Source organism: Salinicola halimionae (assembly GCF_003206065.1).
Taxonomy (GTDB): domain Bacteria; phylum Pseudomonadota; class Gammaproteobacteria; order Pseudomonadales; family Halomonadaceae; genus Salinicola; species Salinicola halimionae.
This window is the reverse complement of the sequence record NZ_PZJQ01000003.1, coordinates 34,335-52,948: the sequence shown is the minus strand read 5'-3', so window position 1 is coordinate 52,948 and position 18,614 is coordinate 34,335. Positions and strand designations below refer to the sequence as shown.

Below are 18,614 nucleotides of genomic sequence, written 5' to 3'. Positions count from 1 at the left end.
GATGAGTGCCACCCTAAACGACTGGCTGGCGCGTCTCGAGCGCCAGCATCCCGTTGCCATCGATCTTGGGCTCGAGCGGGTGGCCGTGGTCGCCGAGAGGCTGGGGGTGACCAAGACCTCCATTGCTCGACGTGTGGTGACCGTTGCCGGTACCAATGGCAAGGGGTCCACCGTGGCCATGATCGAGCGTCTGGCCCGGGCCCACGGCATGACCACGGCCAGTTACACCTCTCCCCACCTGCTGCGCTACAACGAGCGACTCTGCTTCGACGGCGTGGCAGCCGATGACGCCACGCTGATCGCCGGGTTCGAACGTGTCGAGACGGCACGTCTAGCCGGAGAACCTATCAGTCTGACCTATTTCGAAGCGGGAACGCTGGCGGCGCTGGTTGCGATCGGTGAGGCCCGTCCCCATCTTGCCATTCTCGAAGTCGGACTTGGTGGGCGTCTGGATGCGGTCAACGTGATCGATAACGATGTCGCCGTCATCACTACCATCGCGCACGACCACGCGGATTTCCTGGGTACCGATCTCGACGGCATCGGCTTCGAGAAAGCCGGCATCCTGCGGCAGTCCAAGCCGGCGGTGCTCGGTAGCCGTGAATTGCCCGCCAGTATTTCGCAGCGGATCGAAGCGCTGGCCGTGAGCGACTATTGGCTCGGCCGTGATTTCGACCACGTCGAGGGCGACGACGGCACATGGCACTGGCAGGGTCGATCGTCCACAGGAGAGCGCTATCATCTCGATAGCTTGCCCGACCCCAGTCTGCCGCTCGACAATGCCGCCGTCGCGCTTCAGGTGTTGGGCCTATGTGGCACCACGCCGCGAGCCGCCGAGTCTCGGCAGGCGATGTCCAGCGTGGGGCTGGCAGGCAGGCTGCAGTGGCGGGGGAATTGGTGTTTCGACGTGGCACATAACCCGCACGCGGCTCGATATGTGGCTTCACGTCTGGCCCGGCGTCCACGGCCTCGGCGACGCATAGGTCTGCTCGGGATGCTCAAGGACAAGGATGCTGAAGCACTGATCGACGCGCTGGGGCCCGCGGTGGATGTCTGGTTGCCAGTGGGATTGCCAGGACCTCGCGGTCGCTCTGGCGAGGAGCTGGCTGAATCCATCGCTCTCCGTGGAGGGGAATCGTTATCCCCCGCGTTGTCGCCGTCAGCGGCAGTCGATTGGCTGGTATCACGTCTTGCACCCGATGAAGAAGTGTTAGTATGCGGTTCGTTTCTTACCGTTGCCGGGGCGCTCGAAGCGTTTCAAACGCAATTGGATGACGAATTGCAGTGAATTCGATCACCGGATGATCGACTGGCTGTCGAAGCATGTCTAAGGAGGTCCAGGTCCTATGAAATATGGATGGCGTGAACGTATCAGCGGCGCGGTCATACTCGTCGCGCTGGGGGCCATTTTCCTGCCGATGCTGTTTGACGATCCCGAGCCGCGGCAGCAGGAGCCGGGACCGGTCATGGTCATCGAGCAGCCGATCGACGGCGGCGAGACACGTCAGCGCATCATCGAATCGCCTCAGCCGCCGGCATCGGTCGCCGCCAATGGGAACCAGGGTGCTCGCAATCAGGGCGGCAACGGTGACGATGGCGTGAGTTCAAGCGGTAGCGCGGGCGACAACGCCGTACCGGAGCCGGATACGAGCAGTCAGCTCGGTGCCGGTAGCGAGGATTCGTTCGGCCAGAGCGGTAATGGCTCCAAGAATGGCGGGGCCTCTTCGAATGGCGGCGACGATCCGATCGCCGACATCGCGCAAAGCAGCCAGTCTCAGCCGGCGCCGCGTGAGTCGACCGATAAGCCGGCCAAACCGTCTCCTGTGGCATCCTCGACACCCGAGCGCACCGCGTCCAGCAGCAGTGGAGGCTGGGTGGTTCAGGTCGGTAGCTTCGGCCAGTCGGACAACGCTTCACGATTGAGCGCCAAGCTCAAGGAGCAAGGCTTCTCGGCTTATTCGCAGCCGCGCGACAACAATCTGACCACGGTCTACGTTGGGCCCTTCGAGTCGTCGGACGCGGGCGAGAAAGCACGCGCCGAGCTCAAGCAGGCGGCCAATATTCAGGGACTGCTGATCCGCAAACCGGGTAGCTGATGACATTGACCTGGCTCGACTATGCCTTCCTGCTGGTATTGACGGTATCGATGCTGGCAGGTTTCATGCGCGGCCTGGTGAGGGAAGCGTTGGGTCTTGGTGCCTGGGTCGTGGCGCTGCTGGCGGCAAGAATCTTCGCCAAACCGATCGCCGATCTGCTGGAACCTTACATCTCGCATCCCGATGCGCGGCTGGTACTGGGGTTCGTGCTGATCATCTTCATCGTGGTGATGATCTGCGGTTTCATCATCCGGCTGCTCAATGCAGCGATCGAGTGGGTCGGCATGGGTTTTTTCAACCGCGTGGCCGGGGCGATCTTCGGCCTGGCTCGCGGTGCGGCGATTCTGGTCATCGTCACGGTGGTCATCGGGCTGACACCGCTGACGCAGCTGGGCGCGTGGCAACAGGCGCAGTTGCGGCCGTCGTTCGAATCGTTACGCGAATGGGCGGTCGTGCAGCTGCAAAGCTGGGACGTCGATGCCACGGCTGCCGAAGATGCCATGCGGCAATTGCCCATGACGTTGCCGGGAAGCGACAACGCTTCATTCAATTCTTCATCCAGCTCTTCAAACAGTCAGGACGGGCAAGAGGTGACGATTCCAGTCCCTGTCCCGGCCGAAAAACCGGCTCCCTGAAAAGGGCGCGACCAAGCGAGGTAAGGCGGCATGTGCGGTATCGTAGGCCTCATGGCCAATGAATCGGTCAATCAGTTGATCTATGACGCGTTGACGGTTTTGCAGCACCGCGGACAGGATGCCGCTGGCATGATGACCTGGGATGAGGGTCGCTTTCTGCTGCGCAAGAACAATGGACTGGTGCGTGACGTGTTCCATACACGTCACATGAAGCGCCTGCAGGGCCACGTGGGCATTGGTCATGTGCGTTACCCGACTGCCGGTTCGGCGAGCGAGGCCGAATCTCAGCCTTTCTACGTCAATTCGCCCTACGGCATCACGTTGGCCCACAACGGCAACCTGACCAATTCCGATCAGCTCAAGCAAGAGCTTTTTTCCTCTGACCTGCGCCATATCAACACCAGTTCGGATTCTGAAGTGTTGCTCAACGTCTTTGCCCACGAGCTGGGCAAGCAGGGCGTGACGCTGACGCCAGAGGATATCTTCGACGCCGTTCGACGAGTTCACCGTCGTTGCAGTGGCGGCTACGCTGCCGTGTCGATCATCAACGGCTTCGGGCTGGTGGCGTTTCGCGACCCTCACGGTATCCGGCCGGTGGTCTATGGTATTCGCGAAACTGCCGAGGGCCAGGATGTCATGATCGCTTCCGAATCGGTGGCGCTCGATGTCGCTGGCTTCGAACTGGTGCGCGATCTGGCCCCAGGCGAAGCGATTTTCGTCGACATGGACAACAACATCCATACGCAAATGTGTGCCGACAAGCCGCGCCTGACACCGTGTATCTTCGAGCACGTCTATCTGGCGCGTCCCGATTCCATGCTCGACGGTGCCTACGTTTACGGCACGCGGATGCAGATGGGTCGTAAGCTGGGCGATCGCATCCAGCGCGAGTGGCCGGACCACGATATCGACGTGGTGATCCCTATCCCCGATACCTCTCGGACCACGGCGCTGGAGCTGGCGCAGCATATCGGCGTGACCTTTCGCGAAGGGTTCATGAAGAACCGCTATATCGGCCGGACGTTCATCATGCCGGGGCAGACCCAACGCAAGAAATCGGTCCGTCAGAAGCTCAACGCGATCGCCAGCGAGTTCGCAGGCAAGAATGTGATGCTGGTGGACGACTCGATCGTGCGCGGCACCACCTGCAAGCAGATCATCCAGATGGCCCGCGATGCCGGTGCCAACAAGGTCTACTTCGCCTCGGCCGCACCGGCGGTGCGCTTTCCCAACGTCTACGGCATCGACATGCCGGTGGCCACCGAACTGGTCGCTCACGGTCGCACCGATGCCGAAGTGGGTGAACTGATTGGCGCCGACCGGCTGATCTATCAGGATCTCGATGATCTCAAGGCGGCTTGCCGCGAGGTCAATCCGGCGCTGGATGATTTCGACTGTTCGGTATTCGACGGCAACTACGTCACTGGCGATGTCGACGAGGCATATCTCGCGGCACTGGAAGCCGCGCGTAACGACGCCGCCAAGTCTGGCCGTGAGAGCCTCAACGCCGTCGTCGATTTGCACAACGATAGTGAAGACGATTGACAGCAAAGAAGATTGAAGGCTAGCACGATCGGTTCTTTCGACCCGGTGACATGTCTACCGGGTCTTGTCTTTTCAGGAGCTGCTGGATGAGTTTTGACGACGATCTCACACCGGGGTTGGAAACGTTAGGCTTGGAGACGCTGGCAATCCGCGCCGGACATGAACGCACTCACGAGCAGGAGCACGGCGAGCCGATCTTTCCGACCTCCAGCTTCGTTTATGGCAGCGCGGCGGAAGCGGCGCGTAAGTTCAAGGGCGAGGAACCCGGCAACGTCTATTCTCGTTTCACCAATCCGACGGTACGCACTTTCGAGCAGCGTCTGGCAGCACTCGAGGGCGGTGAGCGATGCGTCGCCACCAGTTCGGGCATGGCGGCGATCCTATCCACCGTGTTGGCGTTGCTCAAGGCCGGTGACGAGGTGATCGTCTCACGTTCGGTATTCGGCTCGACCATTGCCCTGTTCGACAAGTATCTGGCCAAATTTGGCGTCGTGCCCCGCTATGTCGAGCTGAACGATTTGGCGCAGTGGGAAGCGGCGATCACGCCCAATACCAAGCTGCTTTTCGCCGAGACGCCGTCCAATCCCCTCAACGAGCTGGTCGATGTGGCGGCACTCGCTGAGCTGGCGCACCGGCATGGCGCGTTGCTGGCAATCGACAACTGCTTCCTGACCCCGGCGCTGCAGCGCCCGCTGGATCTGGGCGCGGATCTGGTCATTCACTCGGCGACCAAGTATCTCGATGGTCAGGGTCGAGCCATCGGTGGGGCCGTGGTCGGGCGCAACGTCGAGCTCGAGCAGCTATTCGGTGTGGTGCGCACCTGTGGTCCGTGCATGAGCCCGTTCAATGCCTGGATCTTTCTCAAGGGGCTGGAAACGCTCAATCTGCGGATGCAGGCCCATAGTCGCAACGCCCAGACCTTTGCCGAATGGCTCGAGTCCGAGCCCGCCATCGAGCGTGTCTATTACAGCGGTCTCGAGAGCCATCCCCAGCATGCGCTGGCCAAGCGGCAGCAACAAGGGTTCGGTGCGGTCATGGGCATCGAGGTGAAGGGCGGACAAGAGGCCGCGTGGAAGGTCATCGACAATACCCGCGTGATGTCGATCACAGGTAACCTGGGCGACGTCAAGACGACGATTACTCATCCAGGCACTACTACCCATGGACGTCTCACAGACGACCAGCGTGCCTCTGCTGGCATCCGCGATGGCTTGATCCGCATCGCCATTGGGCTGGAAACGCTGGATGACCTCAAGGCAGATCTGAAGCGTGGCCTGGCGTTGCTCTAGCGGCGCTGACCGGCTTCCCCTCCGACAAGGCGCCGCTGCTAACGGCCGACCCGGAAAAACCGTGGCAGAAGGGTCTCGGCAGACAAGGCTCTGGCATTTTAGCCGGAGCTTTGCTGTTTCTGGTTGATAATCTCTACTCGTGTGACGGGGTAAACACGACAATCAGGCGCTAGACGCTATTTCTATCTATCGGACGTGCATGGGGCCATACTGAGATTGTCCGCCAACCTGACCGTCGGCAAGACGTCATCGCATCACGATGGCCATCGGGTCGGCCAACATCAGCTCTAGATTGAGGAAAATATCATGAGCAAAGGACAGGACAGTAAAAAGAACACTAAGAAGAAGCCACTATTGACGGCAAAGGAAAAGAAAGCCGCCAAGGTATCCAAGAAAACCACGAGCAATATTTTCGGCAGCTGAATACAGAATGGCCATCGAGTCAGTCGATGGCTTTTGTTTTAATCTCCGGTTGAACGTTATTAAATCAGCGCTCCAGCCGCCGGTGGCTGACGCACCCCGGCATCCGGTATTCAACGCGCCGGTATTCCTCCACGGGAGTAGCCCTCATCGATCAGTGTGTCTGGCACCTTCCTGTTAGGTGCTCTTCACCGATTTCTGTCAACGCCGTCTGGCCGGTTACTCGGTGAACGTAAGCATCGCCGCAACGAGCAGCCTAATAGCCACAGGGCGTGGCTCGCAGTCGTATGAGTTGCTCAGATCCTGAAAACTGGTTTCAAGCGGGGGGACATAGGCTGCCAGGATGATGTAAGGAGAAAGTCTCAGCCACTACGTTTTGCAATACTGCGGGCGGATATTGCGGCATGCCCGCAACAACGCGATTTCTGCCACTTCGCTTTGCGTCATACAGCGCACTGTCCGCACGTTTCAAGGTGTCTTCATATGACCTATCGGCAGGCAGCATGGCCGCTACGCCGATACTCACGGTTGTGTCGAAACCCTCGCCGTGAAACTGACTCAATTCACCGTTGAAGCTTTCGCGTAGCCGGTCGGCCAATTGTATCGCGTGCTCCAATTCAATGTTCGGCAGGCCAATAACGAATTCGTCCCCACCCAAGCGACAAGGGATATCCGTTTGCCTGAGTTCCGACAGACAAATACTGCCGACAGCCTTGATCATTTTATCACCCGCGTGATGTCCCAAGGTGTCGTTAATCTTTTTGAAGTTATCGAGGTCCAGCATCAAGATGGACGTTGGCACCGAATGTCGCTCAAACGCTTCGTAGTGTAGCGCTAGCTCACTCTCCAGTTTTCTACGGTTGTAAAGCCCTGTGAGCTGATCCGTTTCGCTTAGCTCGCGCAGCTTGATCTCCATTTCATGGCGCTCTGAAATGTTGCTGGCAACCCACAATACCACGGCCTCACCGTCGACCAGGAAATCGAGCCCTTGAACCCGGCCCTCGAACCAAATGGGTTGTTGAGGTCCTTCCTCAGGTACGCCATCGACCTCTTTGTTGCTGAGTTCGTATTCTTTGACCAGCAAATTTCCGGACTCAAGCGCCAGCTTGATCTGTTCGAGAAACCAGTCTGCCTTCGTTTTTTCAACGACGTCAGAAATATATAACCCGACGAGTCCACTACCGTCGTGATAATACCGAGCATCACGGCCACCGAACACCGCGACGTATTTTCCACTGCGTGACAGTATGAAAGCGGGGTCGGGTAGCGCATCGAGTACCAAGGCCATCTGCTCAATACTAATCATGAAGGCGCCCTGTAAAGTCGTTCCGAAAAATTAAGTTATAATATCTACTGCAATTAGCTAAGTTGTCTGATTCTTACTGCCTGACTCGTATTGTCTGATTCGGGCGCGTATTCAGCGAGGAGCCTCCATTCCGGATATCAGACGTCGGATATTGACGAGAAGTAGGCCTTTATGCATAAGGGCTTATGCATAGCGTAATTGGCTTCTCATCTCCATCGTCCGTTAACGCCCGGCTCATCGAGAACATGGTTACTATTGTTACTATTAGCGACTTCCATGGACGCTGATAAAAGGGCCACGAGAATACCTTCGCCTTGTCAGCGCCGCTTCTGACATCCTGGCGATTTCGTCCTGGGCTCCATTGCATGTTCAAGAATGACTGGTTCCCATTGATACTATGTCAATAAACGTTACGCAAGCGCCTTCAGGATCGATGCACCTCCCGGCATGGCCGAGATCAGACGTACTCGCGTCCTTTCCACGCCCCATTGTTCGTTTAGTGTCTTCATGTTGCTCCCGGGCCTGTGTTGGCAATACGGAGACGTTTTTTTCTGTATTGTTTCCCCACCGTCATCAATCGATTTCCCCTTAGGATCTAGCATCCCGTCCACCAAACCGTATGCTGAGTGAAGAACAATGGGGGGACGTACTGTGTGGGGCAATACGCGATCGGGTTGGGGGTGGGTGAGCATAGCCGTTCATTGGCTGAGCGCGCTGGCGATTTTTGGCCTGTTCGCGCTGGGTTGGTGGATGACCGGTTTGGGTTACTACGACCATTGGTATCACCTCGCCCCTTGGTGGCATAAATCGATTGGTATCGTGGTGGTGTTGATCAGCATCTTTCGGGTTGTCTGGCGGCTGCTGCAGCCAACACCGGTCGCCCACGGCAAACCGCTGGAGCAGCTTGCGGCGCTTATCGGCCACGGTCTGATCTACGCGCTGACGTTTATCGTCCTGATTTCCGGCTATCTGATCTCCACGGCGGAAGGCGAGGGGATCAGCGTTTTTGGCTGGTTCACCGTGCCGGCGCTGTTGTCCGGGCTACCGGATCAAGCGGTACTGGCAGGCGACGTACACTGGTATGCGGCCTGGGCGCTGGCCATTCTGGCCGTCGGCCATGGATTGGCGGCGTTCAAGCATCATTGGGTGGACCGCCAGGACACGCTGACCCGTATGCTCAGTACTCGCGCGGCCAAACGCCGCTGACAGTTTCATTCTCCCGCCTTGGCCAATGGTTGTCGTTGCTGGGGCCGGACCATTTGGCTAGATGACCCAAAACGCTTCGAGGAGCATGACGATGTTGAAGAAGACTGCACTTGCAACGCTTATCGCCGCCGCTTCGGCACTGCCGTTGGCCCAGGCGCAGGCTGCGGATTACAAGATCGACACCGAGGGCCAGCACGCCTTCATCCAGTTCAAGATCAGCCACCTGGGCTATTCCTATATTCTAGGAAGCTTCAAGCAGTTCGAGGGTAACTTCAGCTACGACTCCGAAGCCCCCGATGACGCCAGTGTCGACGTTACGGTGAATGTCGATAGTCTGGATTCCAATCATGCCGAGCGCGACAAGCACATCCAGAGTGCCGATTTCCTGAATGTGAGCGAGTATCCGCAGGCCACGTTCAAGTCCACCAGTTTCGACGTGGATGACGATGGCGACGAGGCCGAGATGAGCGGTGATCTGACCATTCATGGCGTGACCAAACCGGTCACGTTCGAGGTCGATCGCATCGGTGGCGGTGACGATCCGTGGGGCGGCTTTCGTCAGGGCTTCGAGGCGACGACCGAGCTGAACCTCGCCGACTTCGATATCGACATGAGTCAGTTCCCGGAGCCGATGCATAGCGTCGAGCTGTATATCGTGCTCGAAGGCGTTCGCCAGTAAGACGGCCGACCTTCACGAGTCGTTTTGGAACGCCCGCATTGAAAGAAGGATCCCGGCCGTGGCGCCGGGATCTTGCGTTATTTAACGTCGGCACGGAGTAGGTTGTCTGACGCGCCGGCTCAATGGTGAGGTGGCATTCACGTCTTGCCCAGATAATGCGCCACTTCGCGCCGATCACGGCGATGTTTCCAGCGCCGTACCCAGCGCCCGCGACACCACAGCGAACCGCGCCAGGCGATGTCGCGTAGATCACCCAGGTTGAGGGCTTTCCAGTGTTCGAATTGATCGTGACGTAGCGTGCGAGATTCGCCGCTGACCGCCTGGCTCAGCGACTCCAGCAGCAGGGCGGCCCGCTCGCGTTTCGTGGGTATATCAGCGTAGCCGGCGGGATTTTCCCTTGCCAGGAACAGTCGTGGGTCCTGTTGGCTGCGCAGTCTGGTGTCAATGGCAATCCCGCCGCTTTCGTCGTGTGACAGGTTGAGCAACACGATAGCCGGCGACGGCCGTAGATGATCGGTCACCAGCAGCAGATCGGCATCGACCGCGCTACCGTCGTCCAGAATCAATTGATTGTGATCGTAGCGGGTCGCTGTCGCCACCAGTTCCAGACGAAGCCCACGCTGATGCAGGCGTTGCATCAGCCACCGATTGGCGCGCCGGCAGGCTCCAGGTAGCGGACGGCGATCATTATCGATCAGCGTGACCGCTAGTCGGCGGCCGTAGCGTTCGCCCAGCGCCAGCAGATTGGCAGCGAGTTCGACGCCGACAGGGCCGTCACCGATGACTGCAACGCTGGGGAGCTTGGCATCAGCGCCAGCGAGCTGTGTCTCCAGTTGCTGGCGCAATGACCACAGATCTTCAGCCGAGGCTGTGAACACGCCTTTGGCGGTATAGAAGCCGGGAACGGCATGCTCGTCGACGACAGGGGGAAGGTCGACCGATAACCAGTCATAGTCGAGCTGACGGCCGCCGTCGAGTGTGATTCGGCGCTGCTGCCGGTCGACTTTCAGCACTTCTGCGAAGATATGCGTGCCACCGTGTGCGGCGATTCGATCTGCGGGGAGGCGGACATCATCGAGCTGCCATTCCCCACCGAGCATCCCGCCGAGCCAGTCGGGGAATGCGAAGTCTTGCTGCGTCACCAGCGTCACGCGAGCGCCTTGCTGAATGAGGCGTTCGGCATGAGCGGCGACATGCAAGTGGGAATCGCCGTTACCGACGAGCACCACATGTGAGCGCTGCGTGTCAGGACGGTGCACATCGGAACGATTCAGATCGGGGAGTTCCCTATCGAGGAAGTCCGAGTGTGAGCGATCAGTGGATGAAGACGGGGTCTCTGGCATGCCTCGATCCGGGCAGGAAGTCGAACTTCAGTCTAGCATGGACATCGGGCGGGACCTGAAAGCGTCGTTTTTCGTTCGCACTATTTTCCATCTGGTTTTCGGTCCCGATCGATTTTGAATCCAAGGAGAGTCTTCATGGCACGTCATATTTTGCCGCAACCGGGTCTAGGTACTTATCGTCTCAAGGAGCAGGCGGTGATCGACTCGGTGACGTCTGCACTCGAACTCGGCTATCGCCATCTCGATAGTGCGCAGATGTACGAAAACGAAGTCGCCGTGGGTAAAGCTATCCAGCAGAGCGGTATTGCTAGAAACGAGCTGTTCGTGACCACCAAGATCTGGTGGGACAAGCTCGAGCCGAAACAGTTGACCGCCGCCATCGAGCAGAGCCTGGAGAACTTCGGTCTCGATCAGCTCGATCTGATCTTGATCCACTGGCCGTCACCCGACGGTGAGGTGCCGATGGCCGATTACATTGCTGCGCTCGACGCCGCTCGGGCTCGCGGCCTCACCAGATATATCGGCGTTTCCAACTTCACCGTTGCTCAGATCGATGAGGCACTGGCGTTGCCGGGCGGCGAAAATATCGTGACCAATCAGATCGAGGTGCATCCGTTCCTCGCCAATCGCAAGCTCGTCGAACACTGCCAGGCCAAGGGTCTGGAGGTGACTGCCTATATGCCGCTGGCGGTAGGCAAGGTGATGGGCGATCCCGTACTCCAGCGCATTGCCGAGGCTCATGACGCGTCTGCGGCACAGATCGCCCTGGCTTGGATTGCGGCACGAGATATCATCGTGATTCCATCCTCGACCAAGCCGGCCAACCAGAAGTCGAACCTCGAAGCGATGACTCTTCGCCTCAGTAACGATGAGATTGAACAGATCGACCGTCTCGATCGTGGTGATCGCCAGGCCAATCCGTCGTTCGCCCCTCAATGGGATGAATGACGCCCGCTCGCGTGGCGAAGGTTTAGCCAAGGTGTAGGGCCGGTAGGGTATCGGTGCCCGCTTGAGTGGCGGGCACACTCGTGGCTTGCGCTCGTGCCACCTCAAAATTCGATTGCGGCGAATTTTCGCCGCTTTTTCAGGTCTCAGAAACGTTGTCATCTCAAGAGGAACAGCGATGCGTGCGTGGACGATGGGAAGACGAATGGCGTCTTGTCTGTGTGTTGGTTTGCTAGCCGCGGGTCTGACATTGCCGGTCTGGGCTCAGAATAGTGAAAGCGGTGACAACGACTCCAGCCTCGAGGTTCGGCAGGATAGCGACCAGCCTCAGGCACCTGCCAATGCCTCGCAGGTCGATCACGATTCGATCGAGAAATCTGGCGGCGTGGGTCGTGAAAATGCAGGCTTTACCGATGGTGGTGCCCAGACTCCGGTCGATCAGCGCCCCAATGCCTTGAGCTTCGATCAGTTGGACGTCAACGGTGATGGCGTCATCGATCAGGATGAGGCAGTGAGTGCCAAGCAGGAGACGATGTTCGAACAGCTCAGCGACTCGGAAGCGGGTGGTATCTCCCGTGAACGCTTCGAGCAGGCGATGGGCTCCGACACTCTGGGCGAATGATGACACTTTGGCCGAATAATGACGCCGCGGTTTCAGGCGTCGCAAAATCGTCGATCAGGTGCAAAAAATCCCGGCCTGAGCCGGGATTTTTTTTGATTCGCCACCGTGTGGCGCATCGCCAGTTTTTCGTCGTTGAGCCTTCAGTCGACGACGGCAGCGATCGCCTTGGCCACATAGGGCAAGTTCTCGCTGGTGAAGCCAGCGACGTTGGCGCGGCCCGAGCCGACCATGTAGATGCTGAACTCGTCGCGTAGCCGTTTGACCTGTTCCGTGGAAAGACCGGTGTAGGAGAACATGCCTCGCTGCTCGGCCACGTGCGCAAAGCGCTGGTCCAATCCGTACGGCTTGAGCGAGTCGACCAGATCGCGACGCAGCGTGTTGATGCGATCACACATTTCGGTCAATTCGCTTTTCCAGAGCTGGGTCAGTTCCTCGGATTCGAGAATGTCGACCACGATGGCAGCGCCGTGCGACGGCGGTGTGGAGTAATTCTCGCGTGCGACGATCGCCATCTGCGAACGCACGTTCTCCATCTGCTCCGCGGTCTTGGCGATCACGATCAAGCAACCGGTGCGCTCGCGATACAAACCGAAGTTCTTCGAGCACGAGCTGGTGATCAGCATTTCGTCGAGATTGTCGGCCAGCAGGCGGGCGCCGAAAGCGTCGACATCCAGACCGTCACCGAAACCCTGGTAGGCGAAGTCGACCAGCGGCAACAGTCCGCGCTCCTGAACCACCGCCAGCACCTGGCGCCACTGGTCCTGATTCAGATCGAAGCCTGACGGGTTGTGGCAGCAGGCATGCAGCAGCACGACATCACCACGAGGAATCTGCTTGAGCGCAGCCAGCATGCCGTCGAAGTCGAGGCGATTGTCACCGTCGACGTAGGGATAACGCTGGATCGGGATCTCGGCGCCTTCGAAAATGCCGATGTGGTTGGGCCAGGTCGGGTTGGAGAGCCACACGCTCTTGCCCGGCAATTGGGTGCGGATGAAATCCGCGGCCAGACGCAGGGCACCCGTGCCGCCCGGTGACTGGGTGGCACTGGCCCGATTGGCCGCCAGCACCGGCGAGCCGGCTCCCAGCACCATCGGCAGAATCGCCTTGCCGTAGCGTGGATCGCCATGGGAGCCGATATAGCTCTTGGTCTTCTCGCTTTCCAGCAGGCGTGCCTCGGCTTTTTTCACGGCACGCATGATCGGCGTATTGCCATTCGGATCCCGATAGACGCCGACCCCGAGGTCGACCTTCTGAGAGTTGGAATCCTGATTATAAGCTTCGATCAGCCCAAGGATGGCGTCCCCGGGAACACGCTCGATCTTCTCAAACATGGGAGTGCGCTACCTCGTCGGTTTTACCGGCCATGATGAAATCATTGCGATGCAGGCCTCTGATCTTGTGCGTCCACCAGGTCACGGTGGTCTTGCCCCATTCGGTGGTGATTGCCGGGTGATGGCCTTGCGACTCGGCGAGTTCGCCCACACGATTGGTGAAGTTCAGAGCCTGCGCGAAAGTGCGAAACGTGAAGCTTCGCTGCAATTGCATGATGCCATCGCACTCCACGATCTGCCACTCGGGCAGTTCGAGCATCAGTGGGGCGACTTCCTCCGGTGTCAATGTCGCTGCATGCCTATCACAGGCGACGCAGTGCTGCTTGGCAAGTGCCGTCATGGCTGGGTCTCCCTGCAGGAACGGTAAGCGTCATGCGGCTTTGTCATGACAAACGGTGCGGGCGAGGAAAAATCACGCGAGCCTTGAGGGCTGATCACTCGAACCCGACGACTTCATGCGGCACGTAAGGCGCTTCGAGTGTTTCGACCTCATCCGCCGTCAACGAGATATCTAACGCACCGAGCGCCTGATCAAGATGATGCGATTTGCTGGCACCGATGATCGGAGCGGTGATGCCGGGCTTCTGCAGCACCCAAGCCAATGCGATCTGGGCAGGTGACACGTTTCGGGATTCGGCAACTTGCTGCAGCGCTTCGATCACCGGGGCGTCACGATCGAGCCCCAGTTTCCAGTTGCGCATTTGCTCGTCGCTCTTGGCGCGGGTGGTGCCGCCTTCGCTACCGACCGGCTTGCTGCCGGCAAGAATGCCACGGGCAAGCGGACTCCAGGGGATGACACCCACACCTTGGTCCAGACACTGAGGGATCATCTCGCGCTCTTCCTCGCGATAGATCAGATTGACCATCGGCTGCATGGTGGCGAATTTCGTCCATCCGTTGCGCTCCGCGACATGCTGGGCCTTGGCGAACTGCCAAGCATGCATGCTGGAAGCGCCGATATAGCGCGCCTTGCCCGCTTTGACGACCTCGTGGAGCGCTTCCATGGTCTCTTCGATCGGCGTGTCGTAATCCCAGCGATGAGTCTGGTAAAGATCGACGTAATCCATGCCGAGGCGTTCAAGCGATGCGTCGATGGCATGATGGATATGCTTGCGTGACAATCCGCGCTCGTTGGGAGATTGGTTACCGGTCGGGTTGTAGACCTTGGTTGCCAGCACGACCTCTTCTCGGCGTGCGAAATCCTTGAGCGCCTTGCCGACGACTCGCTCCGACTCGCCATTGGAGTACATGTCGGCGGTATCGAAGAAATTGATCCCGGCGTCGAGTGCCTGCTGAAGGAAAGGGCGGCTCTGTGTGTCGTCCAGGACCCAGTCGCGCCACTGTGGTGTGCCGTAGGTCATGGTGCCGAGACATAAAGGAGAAACCTTGAGGCCGGTGCGGCCGAGACGACGATAATCCATGTTGCAACTCCCGATGACGTATGGGTTTAGGGCGTCATTCAACATAGCAGTCATTTCGTCTCGATGAGTGGCGATTCGTCCACGAGTATTGGCACGCTGGTTGCTCAAGCATCATCACGCTGATATAGTGCGTCCCGCTCGGCAACGTCTTGAAGAAACAGACTTTGTCGGCATTCGAAGCCACGCTTGGCGTTGAAGCTTCGAACTATGGTGGCCCTTACCGGTCCTCCCGCAACGCAAAACCGCAAACCCCGCCAGGCCCGGAAGGGAGCAACGGTAGTGGTGGTCGCGTGTGCCGGGATGTGGCTGGTCGGGGCCGCCTCCATTTTGGGGCTCTACTCAATTTGGCCCGCTATGGATTCAGGCGACCAAGTCGCTGCTACCCGCCTCGTCAGTTTTCTCCCGACCCTGCTAGAATGGCCCGATTACTATCGGATCATCCGGATCATCGACGTTGGCACGCACCTCTAGACCTGGGTTTTGATCGTGTCCGCGCCGGCTCCTTTCGATCACGTCCAGCCGCGAGCCTATCTGCGAGGAGTATCGCGCCGCATGAGTTATCAGGTTCTGGCCCGTAAATGGCGCCCGCGTACCTTCCATGAATTGGTCGGTCAGGAGCATGTCAGCCGCGCCTTGGTCAATGCTCTCGATCAAGGGCGATTGCATCACGCCTATCTGTTTACCGGCACCCGCGGTGTCGGCAAGACGACGCTGGCGCGAATTCTGGCCAAGTGCCTCAACTGCGAGCAGGGCGTAACGTCCAAGCCGTGTGGCCAGTGCCAGACCTGCCGCGATATCGATAGCGGCCGCTTCGTCGATCTGATCGAAGTCGATGCCGCGTCACGCACCAAGGTGGAAGATACTCGCGAGCTGCTGGACAACGTTCAGTACGCGCCGACTCAGGGGCGTTACAAGGTGTACCTCATCGATGAGGTTCACATGCTATCGACACATAGTTTCAACGCGCTGCTCAAAACGCTCGAGGAGCCGCCGCCCCACGTCAAATTCCTGCTGGCGACCACGGATCCGCAGAAATTGCCGGTGACGGTACTCTCGCGTTGTCTGCAGTTCACACTCAAGAACATGCCGCCGGAGCGCGTCGTCGAGCATCTGACTCGCGTTCTCGAAGCCGAGCAGGTCGCTTTCGATCCCCAGGCGCTATGGCTGCTCGGCAAGGCCGCCGATGGCTCGATGCGTGATGCCATGAGTCTGACCGATCAGGCCATCGCCTTTGGTGACGGCGAGGTACGGCGGGAAGACGTGGCCGCCATGCTAGGCACGCTGGATCACGCCCATCTCATCGCGCTGGCTCAGGCGCTGGCGGATGTCGATGCAGAACGACTATTGGCTGAGGTGGCGGCGCTGGCGGAGCAGGGGCCCGATTTTGCCGGCGTACTCGATGAGCTGTCCGGCCTCATGCATCGCCTGGCGATCGCGCAGATGGTGCCCGGCGCCCTGGACAATGGTCACGGCGATCGTGACGAGCTGCTGGCACTGGCCGGGCGTTTCACCGCGGAAGATGTTCAGCTTTACTACCAGATCGCGCTGCAGGGTCGGGGGGACATCGACAATGCTCCGGATACCCGCTCGGCGCTGGAGATGACACTGCTGCGGATGCTGGCGTTCCGGCCACAGGGCGTGCCGACTCCGCCCCAGGCCGACTTGCCGCTGCGCGGCGTTCAACACTCGCATAGCCAGTCGGAAACGGGTCAACAAGCGGCTGTTCAGCCAGAAACCAGTCGGCCAGAGCCTAGTCAGTCAGAAGCTAGTCAGATAGAGCGTAGCCGCGTGCCTGCTGCAACCCCTGATGACAGCCCTGTCGCGCCGGCTGACGCCGAGCCCTCGGCAATGTCAGGCGCCGCGTCAGCGTCTGCGGAGAGGGCGGTGATCCGTTCTGACACACCGTCGCATGACAGCGCCCCGACGATGGATGACCGACCACCCTGGTCGATCGAACCGGAATCGACGCCGATCGATACGCCACCGACGCAAGGTCTGCAAGCGACGCCGACTGCCCGTGAGGAAGAGCCGGGCGCCGCTCCCCAGAGCCAGGAGACTGGCCCAAGTGAGGTCGGGAGTACCGAGATCGACGATGCTCCATTCAGCGGTGAGGCCAGCTACGGTGACGGGGCTTCGTTAGACGAGGAGTCCAGGTTCGATGGCGGTGCCCGGTTCGACGACGATACTTATGCCTGGGCCGGCCAAGCAGAGAAGCCTGCCGACGATTCGGCGATGATCCCATCGGAGGCGGCGGACTCGAAAGACTTGGCCGATAGCGGCGCCGATGCCGATATCGACGGCCGTGTCGCTCGGCTGGCAGATACACCGGCCATGCAGTCACCAGCGCCGAGCGACATGGCTCAGGCCTCGCCGTCCGCGGCGGAAAATACCCTCGACCACGCGGGGTGGTTGGAGCAGTTCGATCAGCTCGACATCGGCGGTCTGACTCGCAATCTTGCCGCGCACTGCGTCGTCGACAGCGACGATGGCAGCGTGCTCAGGATCACGCTGGATCCCGGGCAGTCGGCAATGCTGTCGGAGCTTCATGTCGAACGTATCACCAAGGCATTGGCGGGGCTCGGCTATGTGCGTCGTCTCGAAATTGACGTTGCCGAGCTGGATGGCTCTCGGGAGACCGCCAAGGCCAAGCGCGATCGCGAATCACGCGAGCGCCATGTCCGTGCCGTTGAAGCGTTACGGGGCGACCCGCATATCCAGGAACTGGAGGCGCGTTTCGGCGCCCGATTGATCGAAGAGAGCGTCACCACCGCTCGTGTGTGACGCTCTCAAGCCATACTCTCAATCTCCAAGGAGTTCGTCATGTTCAAAGGTGGCATGGGCAACCTGATGAAGCAGGCTCAGGAAATGCAGGAAAAGATGCAGCAGGTTCAGGAAGAGATCGCCCAGATGGAAGTCTCGGGCGAGGCCGGCGCAGGCATGATCAAGGTCACCATGAACGGTCGCCATGATGTCAGTCGGGTCGAGATTGATCCCTCCCTGATGCAGGAAGACAAGGAGCTGCTTGAGGATCTGCTGGCCGCGGCCGTCAACGACGCGTCACGCAAGGTCGAGACGCAGTCCAAGGCGCGAATGGAAGAAGTCTCTTCCGGGCTCGATTTGCCCGCCGGGATGAAGTTGCCGTTCTGATGAGCTTTTCTCCGCTGGTCGAGCAATTGCTGGACAGTCTGCGAGTACTGCCCGGCGTCGGGCCAAAGACCGCTCAGCGCATGGCGTTGCATCTGCTGGAGCGAGATCGCGACGGCGGGCGGCGGCTTTCCCAGGCGTTGACTCAGGCTATCGAGCGGGTCGGTTATTGCGAACGGTGTCGCACGCTGACCGAGGAAGCCCTGTGTGGCGTGTGCCAGGATCCGCGTCGCGATTCGGCGCAGCTATGCGTGGTCGAATCGCCGGCCGATATGCTGGCGATCGAGCAGGCCGGCGGGTATCGCGGTCAGTACTTCGTACTGCACGGTCATCTGTCGCCGCTCGATGGTATCGGGCCCGATGATATCGGCCTTGACCAGTTGGAGCTGCGACTCTCCCACGAAACCGTCGGCGAGATCATTCTGGCGACTAATCCGACGATCGAAGGCGAAGCTACCGCACACTACATCGCCGAGCATCTGGTGGGTCGAGAGGCGACCGTTTCACGTCTGGCCTACGGCGTGCCCATGGGCGGCGAACTCGAGTACGTCGACGGGGGCACCTTGAGCCGGGCATTCCAGGGTCGGCAGCCGTTTTCCCACGAATGAGACATTGCCGCGATGCCCGTGCTC

At 59.5% G+C, this 18,614-nt stretch carries 17 protein-coding genes and 1 other RNA gene; 13 read left to right on the top strand and 5 right to left on the bottom strand.

Translation table 11 applies throughout. The features are described from left to right. Position 1: 1 nt before the first annotated feature. From DOM27_RS05055 to DOM27_RS05035, 5 genes are all read left to right on the top strand, one after another. Positions 2 to 1,288, top strand: coding sequence for a bifunctional folylpolyglutamate synthase/dihydrofolate synthase (locus tag DOM27_RS05055; RefSeq protein ID WP_110654991.1), 1,287 nt, complete (start codon positions 2 to 4; stop codon positions 1,286 to 1,288). Between the two features lie 58 nt (positions 1,289 to 1,346). Beyond that, positions 1,347 to 2,096 carry an SPOR domain-containing protein gene (locus DOM27_RS05050; RefSeq protein ID WP_110654990.1) on the top strand — a complete coding sequence of 250 codons (750 nt, stop codon included), beginning with the start codon at positions 1,347 to 1,349 and terminating at the stop codon, positions 2,094 to 2,096. Continuing rightward, on the top strand, positions 2,096 to 2,731 hold the full coding sequence (locus DOM27_RS05045; RefSeq protein ID WP_110654989.1) for a CvpA family protein: 636 nt from the start codon (positions 2,096 to 2,098) through the stop codon (positions 2,729 to 2,731). The genes DOM27_RS05050 and DOM27_RS05045 overlap by 1 nt, the downstream gene beginning before the upstream one ends. A 30-nt stretch (positions 2,732 to 2,761) precedes the next feature. Continuing rightward, entirely contained in the window at positions 2,762 to 4,276 is a 1,515-nt protein-coding gene (gene purF / locus DOM27_RS05040; protein WP_110654988.1) for an amidophosphoribosyltransferase, read from the top strand. Between the two features lie 86 nt (positions 4,277 to 4,362). Beyond that, on the top strand, positions 4,363 to 5,565 hold the full coding sequence (locus DOM27_RS05035) for an O-succinylhomoserine sulfhydrylase (RefSeq protein ID WP_110654987.1): 1,203 nt from the start codon (positions 4,363 to 4,365) through the stop codon (positions 5,563 to 5,565). A gap of 736 nt (positions 5,566 to 6,301) precedes the next feature. Here the strand turns inward: DOM27_RS05035 and DOM27_RS05030 are convergent. After that, entirely contained in the window at positions 6,302 to 7,291 is a 990-nt protein-coding gene (locus tag DOM27_RS05030; protein ID WP_110654986.1) for a GGDEF domain-containing protein, read from the bottom strand. Positions 7,292 to 7,942: 651 nt separating this feature from the next. Here DOM27_RS05030 and DOM27_RS05025 point away from each other — a divergent pair. Together DOM27_RS05025 and DOM27_RS05020 are read left to right on the top strand one after the other, a co-directional pair. Further along, positions 7,943 to 8,497, top strand: a complete 555-nt coding sequence (locus tag DOM27_RS05025; RefSeq protein ID WP_110655149.1) for a cytochrome b — start codon at positions 7,943 to 7,945, stop codon at positions 8,495 to 8,497. A gap of 91 nt (positions 8,498 to 8,588) precedes the next feature. Beyond that, positions 8,589 to 9,176 (top strand): YceI family protein, encoded by a 588-nt coding sequence (locus DOM27_RS05020; protein WP_110654985.1) that lies wholly within the window; start codon positions 8,589 to 8,591, stop codon positions 9,174 to 9,176. 137 nt (positions 9,177 to 9,313) lie between these two features. On the opposite strand, the gene DOM27_RS05015 is transcribed toward DOM27_RS05020, so the two are convergent. Continuing rightward, positions 9,314 to 10,519, bottom strand: a complete 1,206-nt coding sequence (locus DOM27_RS05015) for an NAD(P)/FAD-dependent oxidoreductase (RefSeq protein WP_110654984.1) — start codon at positions 10,517 to 10,519, stop codon at positions 9,314 to 9,316. A 135-nt stretch (positions 10,520 to 10,654) separates the two neighbouring features. On the opposite strand from DOM27_RS05015, the gene dkgB reads away from it, so the two are divergent. Next, complete coding sequence (gene dkgB / locus DOM27_RS05010; RefSeq protein WP_110654983.1) at positions 10,655 to 11,467, top strand: 2,5-didehydrogluconate reductase DkgB; 813 nt, start codon at positions 10,655 to 10,657, stop codon at positions 11,465 to 11,467. Between the two features lie 202 nt (positions 11,468 to 11,669). Beyond that, on the top strand, positions 11,670 to 12,086 hold the full coding sequence (locus tag DOM27_RS05005; RefSeq protein ID WP_110654982.1) for an EF-hand domain-containing protein: 417 nt from the start codon (positions 11,670 to 11,672) through the stop codon (positions 12,084 to 12,086). A 140-nt stretch (positions 12,087 to 12,226) separates the two neighbouring features. Here the strand turns inward: DOM27_RS05005 and DOM27_RS05000 are convergent, their stop codons facing one another. The 3 genes from DOM27_RS05000 to DOM27_RS04990 form a co-directional block, all read right to left on the bottom strand. Continuing rightward, positions 12,227 to 13,417 (bottom strand): amino acid aminotransferase, encoded by a 1,191-nt coding sequence (locus tag DOM27_RS05000; protein WP_110654981.1) that lies wholly within the window; start codon positions 13,415 to 13,417, stop codon positions 12,227 to 12,229. Next, entirely contained in the window at positions 13,410 to 13,757 is a 348-nt protein-coding gene (locus DOM27_RS04995) for a 4a-hydroxytetrahydrobiopterin dehydratase (protein ID WP_110654980.1), read from the bottom strand. The genes DOM27_RS05000 and DOM27_RS04995 overlap by 8 nt, the downstream gene beginning before the upstream one ends. Positions 13,758 to 13,851: 94 nt before the next feature. Further along, positions 13,852 to 14,838, bottom strand: a complete 987-nt coding sequence (locus DOM27_RS04990) for an aldo/keto reductase (RefSeq protein WP_110654979.1) — start codon at positions 14,836 to 14,838, stop codon at positions 13,852 to 13,854. A 218-nt stretch (positions 14,839 to 15,056) separates the two neighbouring features. Between DOM27_RS04990 and ffs the strand changes: the two genes are divergently transcribed. From ffs to recR, 4 genes are all read left to right on the top strand, one after another. Then, positions 15,057 to 15,153: signal recognition particle sRNA small type (ffs, locus tag DOM27_RS04985), an RNA gene on the top strand. A 237-nt stretch (positions 15,154 to 15,390) separates the two neighbouring features. Further along, positions 15,391 to 17,619, top strand: coding sequence for a DNA polymerase III subunit gamma/tau (gene dnaX / locus DOM27_RS04980; RefSeq protein WP_110654978.1), 2,229 nt, complete (start codon positions 15,391 to 15,393; stop codon positions 17,617 to 17,619). Between the two features lie 39 nt (positions 17,620 to 17,658). Next, complete coding sequence (locus tag DOM27_RS04975; RefSeq protein WP_075561717.1) at positions 17,659 to 17,985, top strand: YbaB/EbfC family nucleoid-associated protein; 327 nt, start codon at positions 17,659 to 17,661, stop codon at positions 17,983 to 17,985. Further along, entirely contained in the window at positions 17,985 to 18,590 is a 606-nt protein-coding gene (gene recR / locus DOM27_RS04970; RefSeq protein WP_110654977.1) for a recombination mediator RecR, read from the top strand. Before DOM27_RS04975 ends, recR begins: the two co-directional genes overlap by 1 nt. Positions 18,591 to 18,614: the final 24 nt, after the last annotated feature.